The organism is Candidatus Berkelbacteria bacterium (assembly GCA_016187225.1).
GTDB lineage: Bacteria > Patescibacteriota > UBA1384 > JACPKC01 > JACPKC01 > JACPKC01.
Genome location: JACPKC010000010.1, coordinates 216,342 through 230,638 on the forward strand (window position 1 = coordinate 216,342; position 14,297 = coordinate 230,638).

The 14,297-nt window shown below is 44.4% G+C and carries 15 protein-coding genes; 5 read left to right on the forward strand and 10 right to left on the reverse strand.

Translation table 11 applies throughout. The annotated features are described in order from the left end of the window. Positions 1–14: 14 nt before the first annotated feature. Genes clpB through rnc form a run of 5 tightly spaced genes read left to right on the forward strand, consistent with a single transcriptional unit; the run spans position 15 to position 6,462 of the window. Complete coding sequence (clpB, locus tag HYW32_03880) at positions 15–2,708, forward strand: ATP-dependent chaperone ClpB (protein MBI2590128.1); 2,694 nt, start codon at positions 15–17, stop codon at positions 2,706–2,708. A 1-nt stretch (position 2,709) separates the two neighbouring features. Continuing rightward, positions 2,710–5,085: a leucine--tRNA ligase gene (locus tag HYW32_03885; GenBank protein MBI2590129.1), complete on the forward strand. Its 2,376-nt coding sequence runs from the start codon at positions 2,710–2,712 to the stop codon at positions 5,083–5,085. 35 nt (positions 5,086–5,120) lie between these two features. Continuing rightward, positions 5,121–5,291, forward strand: coding sequence for a 50S ribosomal protein L32 (rpmF, locus tag HYW32_03890; protein MBI2590130.1), 171 nt, complete (start codon positions 5,121–5,123; stop codon positions 5,289–5,291). Positions 5,292–5,300: 9 nt separating this feature from the next. Beyond that, on the forward strand, positions 5,301–5,765 hold the full coding sequence (gene nusB, locus HYW32_03895) for a transcription antitermination factor NusB (protein MBI2590131.1): 465 nt from the start codon (positions 5,301–5,303) through the stop codon (positions 5,763–5,765). Beyond that, positions 5,755–6,462 (forward strand): ribonuclease III, encoded by a 708-nt coding sequence (gene rnc / locus HYW32_03900; GenBank protein MBI2590132.1) that lies wholly within the window; start codon positions 5,755–5,757, stop codon positions 6,460–6,462. Before nusB ends, rnc begins: the two co-directional genes overlap by 11 nt. A gap of 39 nt (positions 6,463–6,501) precedes the next feature. Here the strand turns inward: rnc and HYW32_03905 are convergent, their stop codons facing one another. From HYW32_03905 to rplQ, 10 genes are all read right to left on the reverse strand, one after another. Next, a complete protein-coding gene (locus HYW32_03905; GenBank protein ID MBI2590133.1) occupies positions 6,502–7,245 on the reverse strand; it encodes a hypothetical protein in 744 nt (247 codons plus the stop codon). Between the two features lie 61 nt (positions 7,246–7,306). After that, complete coding sequence (locus HYW32_03910) at positions 7,307–8,248, reverse strand: D-alanyl-D-alanine carboxypeptidase (GenBank protein ID MBI2590134.1); 942 nt, start codon at positions 8,246–8,248, stop codon at positions 7,307–7,309. An 18-nt stretch (positions 8,249–8,266) separates the two neighbouring features. Then, positions 8,267–9,655 carry an aspartate--tRNA ligase gene (aspS, locus tag HYW32_03915; protein MBI2590135.1) on the reverse strand — a complete coding sequence of 463 codons (1,389 nt, stop codon included), beginning with the start codon at positions 9,653–9,655 and terminating at the stop codon, positions 8,267–8,269. 7 nt (positions 9,656–9,662) lie between these two features. After that, positions 9,663–11,630, reverse strand: coding sequence for a phenylalanine--tRNA ligase subunit beta (gene pheT / locus HYW32_03920; protein ID MBI2590136.1), 1,968 nt, complete (start codon positions 11,628–11,630; stop codon positions 9,663–9,665). A gap of 3 nt (positions 11,631–11,633) precedes the next feature. Continuing rightward, positions 11,634–12,320 carry a phenylalanine--tRNA ligase subunit alpha gene (gene pheS, locus HYW32_03925; GenBank protein MBI2590137.1) on the reverse strand — a complete coding sequence of 229 codons (687 nt, stop codon included), beginning with the start codon at positions 12,318–12,320 and terminating at the stop codon, positions 11,634–11,636. 9 nt (positions 12,321–12,329) lie between these two features. After that, positions 12,330–12,719, reverse strand: a complete 390-nt coding sequence (locus tag HYW32_03930) for a hypothetical protein (GenBank protein ID MBI2590138.1) — start codon at positions 12,717–12,719, stop codon at positions 12,330–12,332. Next, on the reverse strand, positions 12,716–13,042 hold the full coding sequence (locus HYW32_03935; GenBank protein MBI2590139.1) for a ribosome-binding factor A: 327 nt from the start codon (positions 13,040–13,042) through the stop codon (positions 12,716–12,718). Before HYW32_03935 ends, HYW32_03930 begins: the two co-directional genes overlap by 4 nt. A 50-nt stretch (positions 13,043–13,092) precedes the next feature. Beyond that, complete coding sequence (gene rpsI, locus HYW32_03940) at positions 13,093–13,482, reverse strand: 30S ribosomal protein S9 (GenBank protein ID MBI2590140.1); 390 nt, start codon at positions 13,480–13,482, stop codon at positions 13,093–13,095. Then, positions 13,479–13,868, reverse strand: a complete 390-nt coding sequence (gene rplM / locus HYW32_03945; protein MBI2590141.1) for a 50S ribosomal protein L13 — start codon at positions 13,866–13,868, stop codon at positions 13,479–13,481. The genes rpsI and rplM overlap by 4 nt, the downstream gene beginning before the upstream one ends. Then, a complete protein-coding gene (rplQ, locus tag HYW32_03950) occupies positions 13,868–14,293 on the reverse strand; it encodes a 50S ribosomal protein L17 (GenBank protein ID MBI2590142.1) in 426 nt (141 codons plus the stop codon). Before rplQ ends, rplM begins: the two co-directional genes overlap by 1 nt. Between the last annotated feature and the right edge of the window lie 4 nt (positions 14,294–14,297).

The following is a 14,297-nucleotide window of genomic DNA, read 5'->3' on the forward strand; positions in this document are numbered from 1 at the left end:
ACTGTTTACTAACTATGGATCTGAATAAATTTACGGTTAAAACCCAAGAAGCCTTGTTTCAGGCGCAAAACGTCGCTCTTGAACGTCAACAACAACAGGTTGATGTTGCGCATGTAATGTTAGCGTTAATCGAGCAAACAGATGGCATTGTCCGCCCGTTACTCCAAAAAATTAACGTAAGTGAGCAACTTTTGCGCTCGCGGATTAATCAATTGATTGAACTTATGCCGCGCACAATTTCGCCTTCAGGTCAGTTTGGTCAGGTATATATTGCCGAATCTTTGCGCCGAGTTTTGGTTCAAGCCGGGAAAGAAGCCGAACAGCTCAAGGATGAGTTTATTAGCACTGAACACGTGCTTTTAGCAATTCTTGAAATCAACACTCCAGTTAAGCAGGTTTTGAACGCATTGGGCGTTCATCGTGAGGAAGCGCTTAAGGCGCTTATGGATGTGCGCGGCAGTCAGCGCGTGACCGACCAAACACCTGAAAACAAATATCAAGTTCTTGAAAAATATACGATTGATCTAACGGCCGAGGCTCGCAACGGTAAACTCGACCCTGTTGTTGGGCGCGATGAAGAGATTCGGCGTGTTATGCAAGTTTTGTCGCGCCGCACTAAAAATAATCCTGTTCTCATCGGCGAACCGGGAGTTGGCAAGACCGCAGTTGTCGAAGGTCTAGCCCAACGAATTGTCGCCGGCGATGTCCCGGAATCGATCGCTAATAAACGTCTACTTTCACTCGATCTGGGCTCCATTATTGCCGGAACAAAATTTCGAGGTGAATTTGAAGATCGTCTCAAGGCGTTGCTTAAAGAGATTGATCAGTCGGCAGGCCAAATTATTCTCTTTATCGATGAACTGCACACTTTAGTTGGCGCGGGGGCAACAGATGGGGCGATGGATGCGGCCAATCTCCTTAAACCCGCGCTTGCTCGCGGCAAATTGCATGCGATTGGCGCCACGACACTTAAAGAATACCAACAACATATTGAAAAGGATGCGGCGCTTGAACGGCGCTTTCAGCCAGTGATGGTGAAAGAGCCAACGATTGAAGACACGATCGCAATTTTACGGGGAATTAAAGAAAAGTATGAAGTTCATCATGGCGTGAAGATCACCGACTCTGCCATTGTCGCGGCGGCTAATCTTTCCACGCGCTATATCACTGATCGTTTTTTGCCCGATAAGGCAATCGATTTAATTGATGAAGCAACTTCTTCGCTTCGGATGGAAATCGATTCTATGCCGGTTGAGCTGGATTCACTGAAACGCAAGATTATTCAGTTAGAAATCGAGCGTGAAGCCTTAAAGCGGGAGACGGATAAAGAAAGCAAGGATCGTCTTAAAGAACTAATGGAAGAACTAGCAGGTTTACGTGAAGATGCTGAACAGCTTGAATTGCGCTGGAAGAATGAAAAAGAGATTATCACCAAGCTTCGTGATCTTTCGATGAAGCTGGATCAAGCGCGTGTCGATGCCGAGCAGGCCGAGCGTCAGGGCGAACTTGAAAAAGTCGCTATGATTCGATATCAGCGTGTGCCTGAATTGCAAAGAGAGCGCAAAACTTTAACTAAGCAATTAAGTGAAGTCCAAAAGGACAGTAAGATTTTGAAAGAAGAAGTGACTGAAGAGGATATTGCGCAAGTGGTTGCGCATTGGACAGGCATTCCGGTAACCAAAATGCTTGAAAGCGAGGCGAAAAAACTTGCCCACATGGAGACCGAGATTAAAGCTCGAATTGTCGGCCAAGAAAACGCTATCACAGCTGTTGCAAACGCAATTCGTCGATCTCGGGCAGGCATCTCTGAAGAGTCGCGCCCAATCGGATCCTTTATGTTCTTAGGCCCAACAGGCGTGGGCAAAACCGAACTGGCGCGCGCCTTGGCTGAATTTATGTTTAATGATTCAAGTGCGATGATTCGGATCGATATGAGTGAGTATATGGAAAAACATGCGTCGAGCAAGTTGATTGGCGCTCCGCCTGGTTATGTCGGTTACGAGGAAGCCGGCCAACTCACTGAACAAATTCGTCGGCGCCCCTACTCCGTTGTGCTTTTTGATGAAATTGAAAAAGCTCACCCAGAAATTTTCAATATGCTTTTGCAAGTTCTCGACGACGGTCGCCTAACTGATTCTAAGGGTCGAGTTGTGAATTTCAAAAATGCCATCATCATTTTAACAAGTAATTTAGGTAGTCAGATTATCCAGGATTACACCGCTCAACGTCAAAGTCACGCTATTGGTTATCATGTCGCCGAGCAAGCCACTGATGAAAAACAGGAAATGAAAGATAAAGTTCTCGAAGAAGTACAGCGCTTCTTTAAGCCAGAATTTTTGAATCGCTTGGATGAGATTCTAATTTTTGATGCTCTTTCCGAAAAACAAATTCGCCAGATCATTGATCTTCAGTTGGCCCATGTTATTGAGAGAGTAGCGAAACAGCGTGGTCTAAAACTCACGATCAACACAGAAGTTAAACAAGAACTTGCCCGACGTGGGTACGACCCTGTTTATGGCGCTCGTCCGCTCAAACGTGTCATTCAACATGAAATTTTAGATCCCCTAGCCTTGATGGTCCTCGAGCATCAATTTCCCGAAGATACAAATCTTGATGTTGTGATTAAAGATGGTAAGATAACTATTCTTCCTCAACTTGAACAAATGCCTCCCAAAGAAATTAGTTCAGCGAAAACCGTTCCTGTATAAGATGCGCTACGATCACAAAGTAATTGAGCAAAAATGGCAAAAGCACTGGGCGTCTCGGGACGCCTATCGTACGCCAGTAAAACCTCAAAAAAAGTTCTATTGCTTGGATATGTTTCCCTATCCTTCAGGCGTTGGCTTACATGTTGGTCATCCGCGTGGTTATGTTGCGACCGATGTCGTCAGTCGTTTTAAGCGTGCGCAGGGTTTTGACGTGCTCCATCCAATGGGTTGGGATTCTTTCGGCTTGCCAGCTGAAAATTATGCAATTAAAACTGGCATTCATCCTGCAACTACAACCGAGCAGTCAATTCGGAGATTTAAGTGGCAACTGCAATCGATGGGTTTGAGTTACGACTGGGAGCGTGAGATTACTACATCAAATCCTGATTATTATCGTTGGACCCAGTGGCTATTTCTAAAACTTTACGAGCATGGCCTTGCCTACCAAAAGAAAGCACCTGTTAACTGGTGCCCTTCGTGTAAGACAGTGCTCGCAAATGAACAAGTGACGCAAGGTAAGTGTGAGCGTTGCGGGACAATGGTGATTCAGCGCCATCTTAAGCAATGGTTTTTCAAGATTACAGAATATGCTGAAGAACTGTTAGCTTCGCTTGATAACCTTGATTGGCCGGAACCGATTAAGGTTATGCAAAGGAACTGGATCGGCAAGAGCGTTGGCGCCACGATTCAATTTGCAGTTAAAGAGCATGGATTCACGGTCGATGTCTTCACTACACGGCCGGAGACTCTGTACGGTGTCACTTACCTTGTCTTGGCGCCAGAGCACTCACTCGTAAAAAACTTAATAACAAAAAATCAACGAACGTTAGTTGAATGTTACCAGCAAGAAATTAAAACACATTCCGAACGCGATCGTCAGATGAATGCTAAAACGGGAGTTTTTACCGGTGCGTTTGCGCTTCATCCTCTTACTCAAGTCAAGCTCCCGATTTGGATCGCAGACTATGTTCTGCCGCATTACGGGAGTGGTGCAGTGATGGCTGTGCCTGCCCACGATAAACGTGATTGGGAATTTGCTCAAAAATATCGTTTGCCAATAAAGTTTGTCGTCGAGACTAGCAACGAACGTGAAGTGTATACAGAGCCTGGAAAATTAATAAATTCGCCGCTCTGGAAAGGCCTCCATTCAGAGCGTGATTTTAAACAAATTATTCAAACTCTTGAGGAGCAAAAAATTGGTTTGAGCGATACACGTTTTCGGCTTCGTGACTGGCTAGTCTCGCGTCAACGTTATTGGGGCACGCCAATCCCAATCATTTATTGCGGCGCTTGCGGAGTTTGTCCGGTGCCAGAAGCAGATTTAGTCGTCGGACTGCCACATGACGTTGATTTTAAGCCGACGGGCGAATCTCCACTTACGCGTTCGAAGGAGTTTCAAAGCGTGCGTTGCCCAAAGTGTCAAGGCAAAGCGCGGAGAGAAACTGATACCCTAGACACATTTGTTGATTCGAGCTGGTACTTTTTGCGTTTTGTCAATCCGCGTCTTGCAGAGGCGGCCTTTCGGAAATCTGAAATTTTGAGTTGGTTGCCAGCCGATCTCTACGTTGGCGGCGCTGAACATGCTGTCCTCCATCTTTTGTATGCTCGTTTTATCACTAAGGCCTTGGACGACATTCTGAATTTAAACCTGCGCGAGCCATTTAAAAAATTAAAAAATGTTGGCTTAATCTTGGCTCAAGATGGCCAGAAAATGAGTAAATCACGCGGGAATGTTGTTAATCCTGATGATGTGATTCTTAAGTTCGGCGCTGATACGCTCCGTTGTTATGAGATGTTTTTAGGCCCCTTTGAAGAGAGTATGCCGTGGAGCGCTGATTCGGTAATTGGTCTCCGCCGCTGGCTTGAACGTATTTGGAAACTTCAAGATAAAGTAGTTGAAGTAGGTGGCTATTCGCCTCTCAACGTAAATGAAGTCGTCAAAAAGGTCTCAAATGATATTGAGCATTTCAAATTTAATACCGCCATCAGCGAGTTGATGATTTTAACCAGCGATCTCAAAAGACAAATGGAAATTTCACGCCAAGCCTACAAAACTTTAGTGATCTTACTGTCACCTTTTGCGCCTCATTTGGCCGAAGAACTTTGGCAAAGTCTTGGTTCTAAAAGTTTAATCGTTCATGCTACCTGGCCGAAAATTTCCGAAACAGCACGAATGCGCGTGATCACTTTGCCAGTAGTAATCGATGGCAAACTACGGACAACATTGACTCTTAATCCCAATCTAGCCGAAGAGGCAGTGGTAGATTTAGCGCTTAAAGACGCTAATGCCAAAAAACATCTTGAAGGGAAAAAGATTGTTCGCAAAATATATGTGCCGAATAAAATTCTTAATTTCTTAACTGGTAAACAGAGTTGAGTTGTAGTAGGATAGATCAAGTGTAAAGGAGCAATATGGCAGAACCGAAAAAGAAACGATCACGTACCCGTACTCAAAGAGCACGGGCAAACCAAATCCTTGAAGCTGATCAACTTTTACGTTGTAACCAATGTGGCGCTCAAATTCTCCCCCATACCGTCTGTATCCAATGCGGTTATTACAAAAAAGCTAAAGTCATCGGCTAATTTTGTTCTATGGCAAATCGACATCTTTCACGCACTGTTGCCGTCCAAGCCTTATATGAGTGGGATTTTCGGCGTGAAGATTCAGTTCGGGAAATCGCTCTCCGCGGCATTGAAGTCTTTGTCAACGAAGTTGATGCAGGCTTCATTTACAGTATTGTTGAGGGCGTGGTCGAGAATCTTGATAAACTTGACGAGACCATCGCACAGTACGCGCCCGAGTGGCCACTCGAGCAAATTGCTGTTATTGATAAAACACTTCTGCGTGCCGCCGCCTATGAGCTCCTTTATCTTGCCGATGCTCCACCTAAGGTTGTGATCAATGAATCGGTCGAGTTGGCAAAAACCTTTGGTGGTGAAAACTCGGCAAAATTTCTTAACGGCGTTCTTGGCACAATGTATCGAACAAACCCTAAATTTGAAGCGGAAAATAAAGAATCCCTCACCACACTGGAGGAACTTTCGGATGAGCAATGAATCTCTCGAGGCATTTGGTCAAAGACTCGGCTTAAACTTCCAAGACAAAAATTTATTTCAGCAAGTGTTTGTACACCGGTCATATCTTAATGAACACCGATCATTTTACTTGCCCCACAATGAAAGATTGGAATTTTTAGGCGACGCGGTGCTAGAATTAGTTGTAACTGAATATCTGTATCGAACTTACAATAAACCCGAGGGTGAGCTGACAAATTGGCGGAGCGCGCTAGTTCGAGGAGAGATGCTGGCGGAGATTGCTACCGAACTGACGATGGAACCCCATTTACTCTTGAGTCGCGGCGAGCAAAAAAGTACTGGCAAAGCACGTAAGCTTATCCTTGCTAATGCCTTCGAGGCCTTGATAGGCGCGCTTTATCTTGATCAAGACTTCACTGCCTGTCGCGAGTTTATTACAAAACATTTAATCTCGAAGCTTGATGACGTGTTGACACGTAAGATTTACATAGATGCCAAGAGTTCTCTGCAAGAGCAAACCCAAGAGCGTCTCAATCTCACCCCAACTTATCAGGTGCTTTCGTCGATCGGTCCGGATCACGACAAAAAATTTATTGTTGGAGTGTATTTTGGAGAGCGTGAGATTGCTCGAGGCGAAGGAGGCTCCAAACAACGTGCTGAACAGGCCGCCGCCGCTGCCGCGCTCGATCGCGGAGAAGAAATTTTCTCTCGTCCATAAATCAAATATATTTGCTTCAAACAAACGTCAAATGAGTTCTCAGCCTTCCTTATAGCAATAAGGTCGGAGTTTGGCATACCGATCGTGGGCACGATCCCGTTGATGGTCGGATGGCTCGAGGTGTGAGGGGAATTTAGGGTCTTGTGAAAGTAATTTGGCATAACGAAAAACCAACAGTCTTGCTTCTAGGGCTGGATGTTCGGTCCGGCGTAAATATCGATCGGCTTCCTCAATGAATAAATGGTAGGCCGCATTAAGCTCTTGCCAGTTCCATTCAAAAGAATTAACTAATTTTTGTGATTCTTCAGGCGTAAGCTTGGGTTGAAGAACGATCACGCGTCCTTTAATATGCGCCAAGTCAAGTAGATCATCGAATTCAAAACGAATATCTCGAGCAGTGACCCAGAGACTATTTTGGACACGACCAAAACCAAGATTACTTAAACGATTGCGCAAAACGTCTCGCTTATGACGATGTTTTTCAGGAATGTTGAAAATTACAAATAGCCACTCATCTTTCCAATTTGTATCATCAATTAGTTTAATGTGTGACAGAGTTTTAGTGATCTGCTCTTGACCAGCTTGAGTGATGCTGTAAATATTGATTCGACGCAAACGGTCACGTTCAGTCTTTACCCAGCCCTTGCTTGTTAAACGCCCAAGTGTTGAAGAAAGCGTTTGGCGAGTTCTTTGAGGAATTGAAAACGCACACTCGTCAAGTGTTCGTGTTACGTTATCATCGAGCAAAACGAGGAGCTCGTCTATGATTGTTATCGGGATCATATTCTACGTTCGTTTAATGTATAGAGTAAGCGTACTCCCCTTCTTAAAGTGTGTCAAATTATCACCACGAAAATCCATTTAATGCCCAGAGTAATAATTTTCGACTTTCCTTTGCGCTGGCTTCGGTTGTATTTTCAGCGGTGCCTAAAACAACGCTGACAACTTGATGCCCATTACGTTCTGCGCTGGCAACTAAACTATGACCTGCCTCGGGCGTAAAACCGGTTTTCAAACCGGTTGCATCTGCCAAATAGAGCGGATGATCTTCCTTAAGAAGACGATTAGAAGTCTCGAGTTGATGTACGTTTTTTTGATCAACTGAACTTACGACGGCCGATTTTAGGTGAGCGATCCCACGGATTGCATCATTCCGCAGGGCATAGGCCGCAAGAATCCCAAGATCGCGCGCGCTCGCATGTCCGGTATCGTCTAAACCAGCCGGATCCTTAAATTTTGTCTCCGTAAGACTTAAAAGGCGGGCTTTCTCATTCATTGCATCGACGAAACGCTCATTCGTCATGTGTTCTGCGAGGGCGATTGCGGCATCGTTGCCCGATTGAATGAGAAGCCCTTTAATAAGTGAATCGACGGTGATTTTTTCACCCTCAACTAAATTAATGTTTGAGCCAATTGCTTGAGCGGCGCTCTGGCTGACGGTTACAACTTCATCCATTTGGTAAGATTCAAGTGCGATAATAGCAGTCATTATTTTTGTAGTTGATGCGATCGCAACAGGTTCGTTTTCATTGTAGGCATAAAGTGGGTAGCCGCTCTCAACATCGATTAAATAAACTGCTTGCGCTTGGATATTGGGATTAGGCACAACATTTCTTTGGGGCGGATGAATAACTTTAAGTTCGCGTGCAGTAGTTTTTGCCAAAGTTGTGACAGTTGCGCCCAAAATACGTGGCGACGCAGAACTTTTTTGATTCAAAAAACGAAGTAAAGTTGTCGCAACAACGGCAACTGTCAGAAAACCAACAACGAAAGGTCGAGAACGCATTAAATTCCTCCATACATTTCACGTTCGTAAATTTTTTGTTTCAACTCGGATATGCGCTTCTTCGAGCATTTTTTCGGGCAGTTGAGTCGGCGCCCCAGTCATTGGCTCGCGGACATCTCCTGTTTTTGGGAATGCCATAACTTCTCGAATATTCGCTTCATCAGCTAGAATCATTGTCAGTCGGTCAATCCCTGGCGCAATTCCGCCATGGGGTGGCGTGCCATATCGAAATGCTTTAAGTATGTGTCCAAAACGCGTTTCAATGTCTTGATCATTAAGTTTCAGAATTTGGAGAACTTTTTTTTGTAGATTCGGTTCGTGAATTCTAATACTGCCCGAAGCAAGCTCAAAACCATTACAGATCATATCATATGCACGCGCCCGAACTTTTAAGGGATCCTGGTCGAGAAGTGAAACATCATTCGGGTTAGGCATGCAAAAGGGATGATGTTCCGCTGTAATATCACCTTTAGCATCGACCCCAAAAAGTGGAAAGTCAGTTATAAAAGCGAAAGCGAGTTCATTCGGATCATTTAGGTTAGACCTTAAATCTGGTTTATCAGTTTGATATTTTTCTATTGCTTCACGATAAGTTAGTCGTGGCCAAGGTTTTTTAGAAAGTTTTTTTTCTGGAAACTTTTTCTCAATGAGCGCAGTCAACATTTCTTCAATCAGAGCGAGTATGTCTTCTTGGTCAATAAACGCCATTTCAATATCAAGTTGGGTATGTTCGGACTGACGATCACCGCGTTGGTCCTCGTCTCTAAAACAACGAGCTAACTGATAATAACGATCGATGCCTGCTACCATTAAAAGCTGTTTATATTGCTGGGGAGATTGAGGTAAAACATAAAATTTTCCTGGATGAAGTCGCGCGGGTACAATGAACTCTCTTGCTCCCTCTGGGGTTCCCTTGGTTAAATTTGGAGTTTCAACTTCAATGAAGTCGCGTTCATTCAAAAATTGTCTTAGAAAACTGACAATCTTGTGTCGGAGAATAAGATTTCTTGTCATCCGTTCTGAACGCAGATCAAGATAGCGATAGGTCAAACGGAGCTCTTCATCAATGTCTAAGGTTGAGCGATCGAGTTCGAAAGGCGGAGTCTCTGCTTGAGAGATAAGTTTAAGTGTTTCAGCCTGAAGTTCAATTGTACCAGTTGCAATATTGGGATTTACTAATTTTTCAGGTCGTTTCACAATCCGGCCAGAAACCTGAATGACTGATTCTGATTTCAGGTCTTGGGCATTAAAAGTTTCTTTATTCAAGACCACTTGTATTAGTCCCCAGCGATCACGGAGATCAAAAAAAGTTACAGCGCCATGGCTACGTTTTGAATGAATCCAGCCAAAAATTGTTATTCTTCTATCAATGTGCTTGAGCGTTTCACTCGTTATTGTTCGATTCATGGTTCTCCTATCTAATTTGTGCTTTGAAGGTTGAGCGGAGCGAGTCTTCGATTGAACTATGGACAAGATTTATCTCTTCATCAAAAAGTGTACGTTCGTGAGTTGAGTAATAGACATGAAAAGCGATGCTTTTCATGTCTATGCCGAAGCGATCTGAAATGAATTCATCAAAAAGTTCTACATATTCTACGAATGGATTAAGTGTAGCGATAAATTTGGCGACTTGGTCACTATCCGTTGTGCGGAGCAAGATTAAGGCAATATCGCGTGTGACTGGGGGGTATTTTGATATTGGACGGTAAGACACAATGTTTATGGGATTATAATACCGACTCGGGATGGCACGCGCCTTTAACTTTAATGTTTCGAGAGAGATTTCAATTAGGGTTACACGGGGTTTGCGAATTTTATACATTACACGTTCGTTGTCTTTTAGTTCTACAAGGTGGAGAGAGGCGTTAAATTCCTTGGAATCGAGGCCGAGAGCATCTGCTAAGCGGCTTGTCCAGGCGCTGGTTGGCTCTTTTGTGCCTGCGATCGCCAAAGCAAAATTTATCTGTTCAGTTGATTTATTGGGAAACACATGTCCAATTTCGAAGATTAAAATTGGATCGAAAACCGCATTCTGTGACACTGCGCGTGCGAGGCCAGGCAAAAGCGAGGGACGCAAAAAACGAAGTGTAGGGTTGAGTGGATTGGCAAGTTCGCCGGTATCGGGAAGCCCGAGGATATCAAGATCCTGACGACTAATAAAGCTATAAGTTAAAACTTCAGAAAAACCCAGATCAACGATGCGATCCTTGACGCCTTCGCTCCATTCAAGAAGTGATTCATGTTTTGAAATTAGAGTTTTGGAAAGCTTCTTATTTGGGATCACTGCGTCATAATTTTGCATGCGAGCAATTTCTTCGGCTAAATCCTGCCAAATAATTAGGTCAGTCCGCCACGCTGGTGGAACAACTTTGAAATTTTCAGCCTGTATGACCTGACAACCCAGAAGTTCAAGAATAGATGCTTGTTTTTTGAATGTAGTTCTAAAACCAAGCAGATGATCAATTTTTTCAGGTAAATAGACAATCGGTCGGATTTTGCGTGTGGACATTTCATGATTTAGAGAAGAAACAGCTTTAGCTTTGCCAAATTCTCTTGAGCGTAGAAAGTGGATTGCCTGATCGAGAACCGGCACTGCGATTGATGAATCAATACCACGTTCATAACGCAGGGACCCATCTGTTTTGAGATCGAGGATTTGACTTGTCTTGCTAATTATTCTCGAATCGAAAACCGCTGACTGCAAAAGAACATGAGTCGTGCGCGTAGTCACTTCGGTATTGAGCCCACCCATGATGCCGACCAAGTCGATCGGTTCCTTGGCATCAACTGCCACTAGCATTTCAGGCGTTAAAATCCGCTCTACGTGGTCAAGAGTTTCGAGTTTTTCGCCCGTTTTCGCCAGACGAATCGTGAAAGTATCGCCAAGAATAGCATCCGCATCGAAGGCATGCAGAGGCTGACCGTATATCAACATAAGATAGTTTGTCAGATCGACGATATTATTCACAGGCCGATGACCCATTAGAGCTAATTCAGTTTGCAACCAACGAGGACTGGGTTGGATAGTGATATTTTCAAAGAGGACTGCCCGATATTGAGGCACAAGATTATTTTTTGGCATTTTTAGCTGGAATGTCTTGAGATGCGGTAAAGCTTCAAAGAATCCCATTGCCTCTAACCGAAGAGTAGGTACTTGTTTATTTTTTCGAAGGGCATTCAAAGCTCGGAGTTCGCGAGCAATGCCTAGGACCGATAAGGCGTCGGGTCGATTAGGAGCAAGATCAAGTTCTAAGATGGATGTAGCTCCTTCAAGCACTTCAGTCTCAAAGCCAAGCGCTGACAGTTCGACGCGTAATTTTTCAATCGACCAAGAGGAAATTTCAGGAGCGAGTTGGGCTAATTGCTTAGGTATGATTCGCATTTTTTACCTTTTGAATTGTTTAAGAAAACGTAAATTGCCACTATAAAATAGTCGCACATCATCAATGCCATGCAAAAGCATAACTAGTCGTTCGATACCCATTCCGAAAGCATAACCCTGAAAATGTTCGGGATCCACGCCCATATTTTTCAAAACTCCTGGATGAATCATACCCGCGCCACCTATTTCGAGCCAGGAACCTTTAATTTGCATGAACACTTCTAAACCAGGTTCAACAAAGGGGAAATATCCGGGCACAAAACGCACTGACGCATCGGCGCCATAAAGTTTATGAATAAATTCAGTCAAAGTGCCTTTGAGATGAGCGAAGCTTACCGTTGTATCGATCACAAAACCTTCAAGCTGATGAAAAGTAGTCTCATGAGTCGCGTCGGTTGCTTCATTGCGAAACACGCGACCCGGAATCAAAAATCGCACTGGTGGTTTGCGATTACACATTGCTGGAATCTGATGTGCCGAGGTTTGAGTTCTGGGTAGGCGACCGTCGATCAACCAAAAAGTATCGTGCAGACTACGCGCGGGATGATGAGCTGGGATTAAGAGATCATTAAAATTATGTTTTTCGCTGACTACCTCCGGGCTGTCTAGTATTTCAAAGCTCATCGTTTTGAAAATCGCAATCACGCGCCGTAGATATTGTGTAATTGGATGCAGGGTGCCTTGAATCATGTAGTTTCCTTAATCCTTGAGAGCGACGCTCTTGGCACGGTAGACGAGGGCGATTTCAGCGAAGGCAACGGTAGCAATTAAGAAGCCCAATTCCCACCAAGTTAGGCCATTGAATGCCCAAAGCATTATTCCACCGACGATTAAAAGCGCAGATTCCAAGCCTTGGCGTAAAGCATTTTGCTCGCTTTTAACATTAACTTGACCTCTTCTTCCGAGTTGACGTAGCTTGATTCCAAGAAAAGTTATTAAAGACGAAAAGAAAAGTACAAAACCGGCTCCTAGAGCGGTGTAGATCAATGAATCCGCTTCTGCTTGAGGGATAAACATTAAGACACTCAACACCAGCAAGGCGCCTAAAAACACACCCGATGCAAGCCAGTATCGAAATGAAAACGTCATAAAGAATCTAAAATTTGTTCAACGCGTTCAATGTTATTGCTGTTCGCATCAGCCTTAAAGGTGATTCGGGGAATGATTTTAAAAGCTAATTGCGGTTTAATAAGGCACTGAAACTCTCTCGCTCGGGCATTCAGCGCTTCAATATGCACAGACAAATTACTATTTGCATTGACAATCACTAAAGCCGTGCTTAGATCACGCGTCGTACTGACATCTATCAATGTTACGAGGTCGTTACCAGCATTGTAGTCGTTGGCGAGGATATTGCTCAATAACTCCTTGAGCAAAACATTAACTCGTTCCATGCGGTGAGATCTCTGCATAGTAGAAATACTTTAGCAGATTTCTCGGAGAAAAGGCAAATAAATTATTTCTAACGTTTAGCCCACTGTGGAGCTCGCCGCGCACGCTTGAGACCTGGTTTCTTGCGCTCTTTTTCGCGTGGGTCGCGCGTCAAGAGCCCGGCTTTTTTAAGTGTTGCTCTGGTTTCTGGGTCAAATTCAGCCAGAGCTCGAGCAATGCCATGCCGGATTGCTCCGCACTGACCGACCTTTCCGCCTCCGAGTACCTTTACACTTACGTCAACCTTGTCTGTCAAGTCAACAAGCTGGAGAGGTTCGAGAATGATTGAATTCTGGGTAGATAGTTGGCGCTCGTTGATAGTAATGGCGCCTTTTCCCGTGCTAAGACGAACTCGTGCTACCGCTCGCTTGCGTCGCCCAACAGTTGCCACCTTGGTATTGGATGATTTTTTTGTCGTCATAATTCTTCTTCCTTATAAATCGTCAGTCGTTTCATGAGTTCAGAGCGCAGACGATTCGCTGGCAACATGCCATAGACTGCTCGTCGGATCACTTCGCTCGGATCGTGTGCCATAAGATTGACTAAGGTCATCTCCTTCAGGTTGCCAAGATAGCCAGTATGATGATAGTACTTCTTTTGATTAAGCTTGTTTCCGGTTAGATGTATATGTTTGGCGTTAATGACATTAACGCGTTGCCCCTCGATGCGATGAGGCGCAAAAGTCAATGAGTGTTTGCCGCGTAGAATTGTAGCCACGCGCGAAGCCAGTCGTCCCAACACCTGGCCTCGGGCATCGAGAGTCTGTACGGGGGAGTCATCTTTTGGAAGATACGTTTTAGCCATCATTAGGCCTTTTTAGTTTCTGCCGAAGCTTTCTTGATTATTTTAGGTTTTTCTTTGACTGGCGTTGGTTTGTCAACAAACTCAACTAAAACACGTGGCGCGGCATCACCTAACCGACGACCAAGTTTTAGAATTCTTATATAACCGCTTGGGCGATTTTGAGTGCGTTTGGCTACATCGGTGATAAGTTTTTTAATCACTGTTTGATCCTGAACTTCACCCAGAAGTTGTCGCCGTAAGTTTAATTGTGTGGCGCCTTGAGTCGAAATGATGCGTTTCGCGAGTGTGATCCACTGCTCAAGTGTGCAACGCATTTCCTTGGCCTTTGCCTCGGTCGTCTTAAGGCGTTCTGCAAGTATCATCGAACAGCTCAAATTTTTGAGTAAATGGGTGCGATGATCTTTTGTTCGCCCAAGGATTCGCGGCATAAAG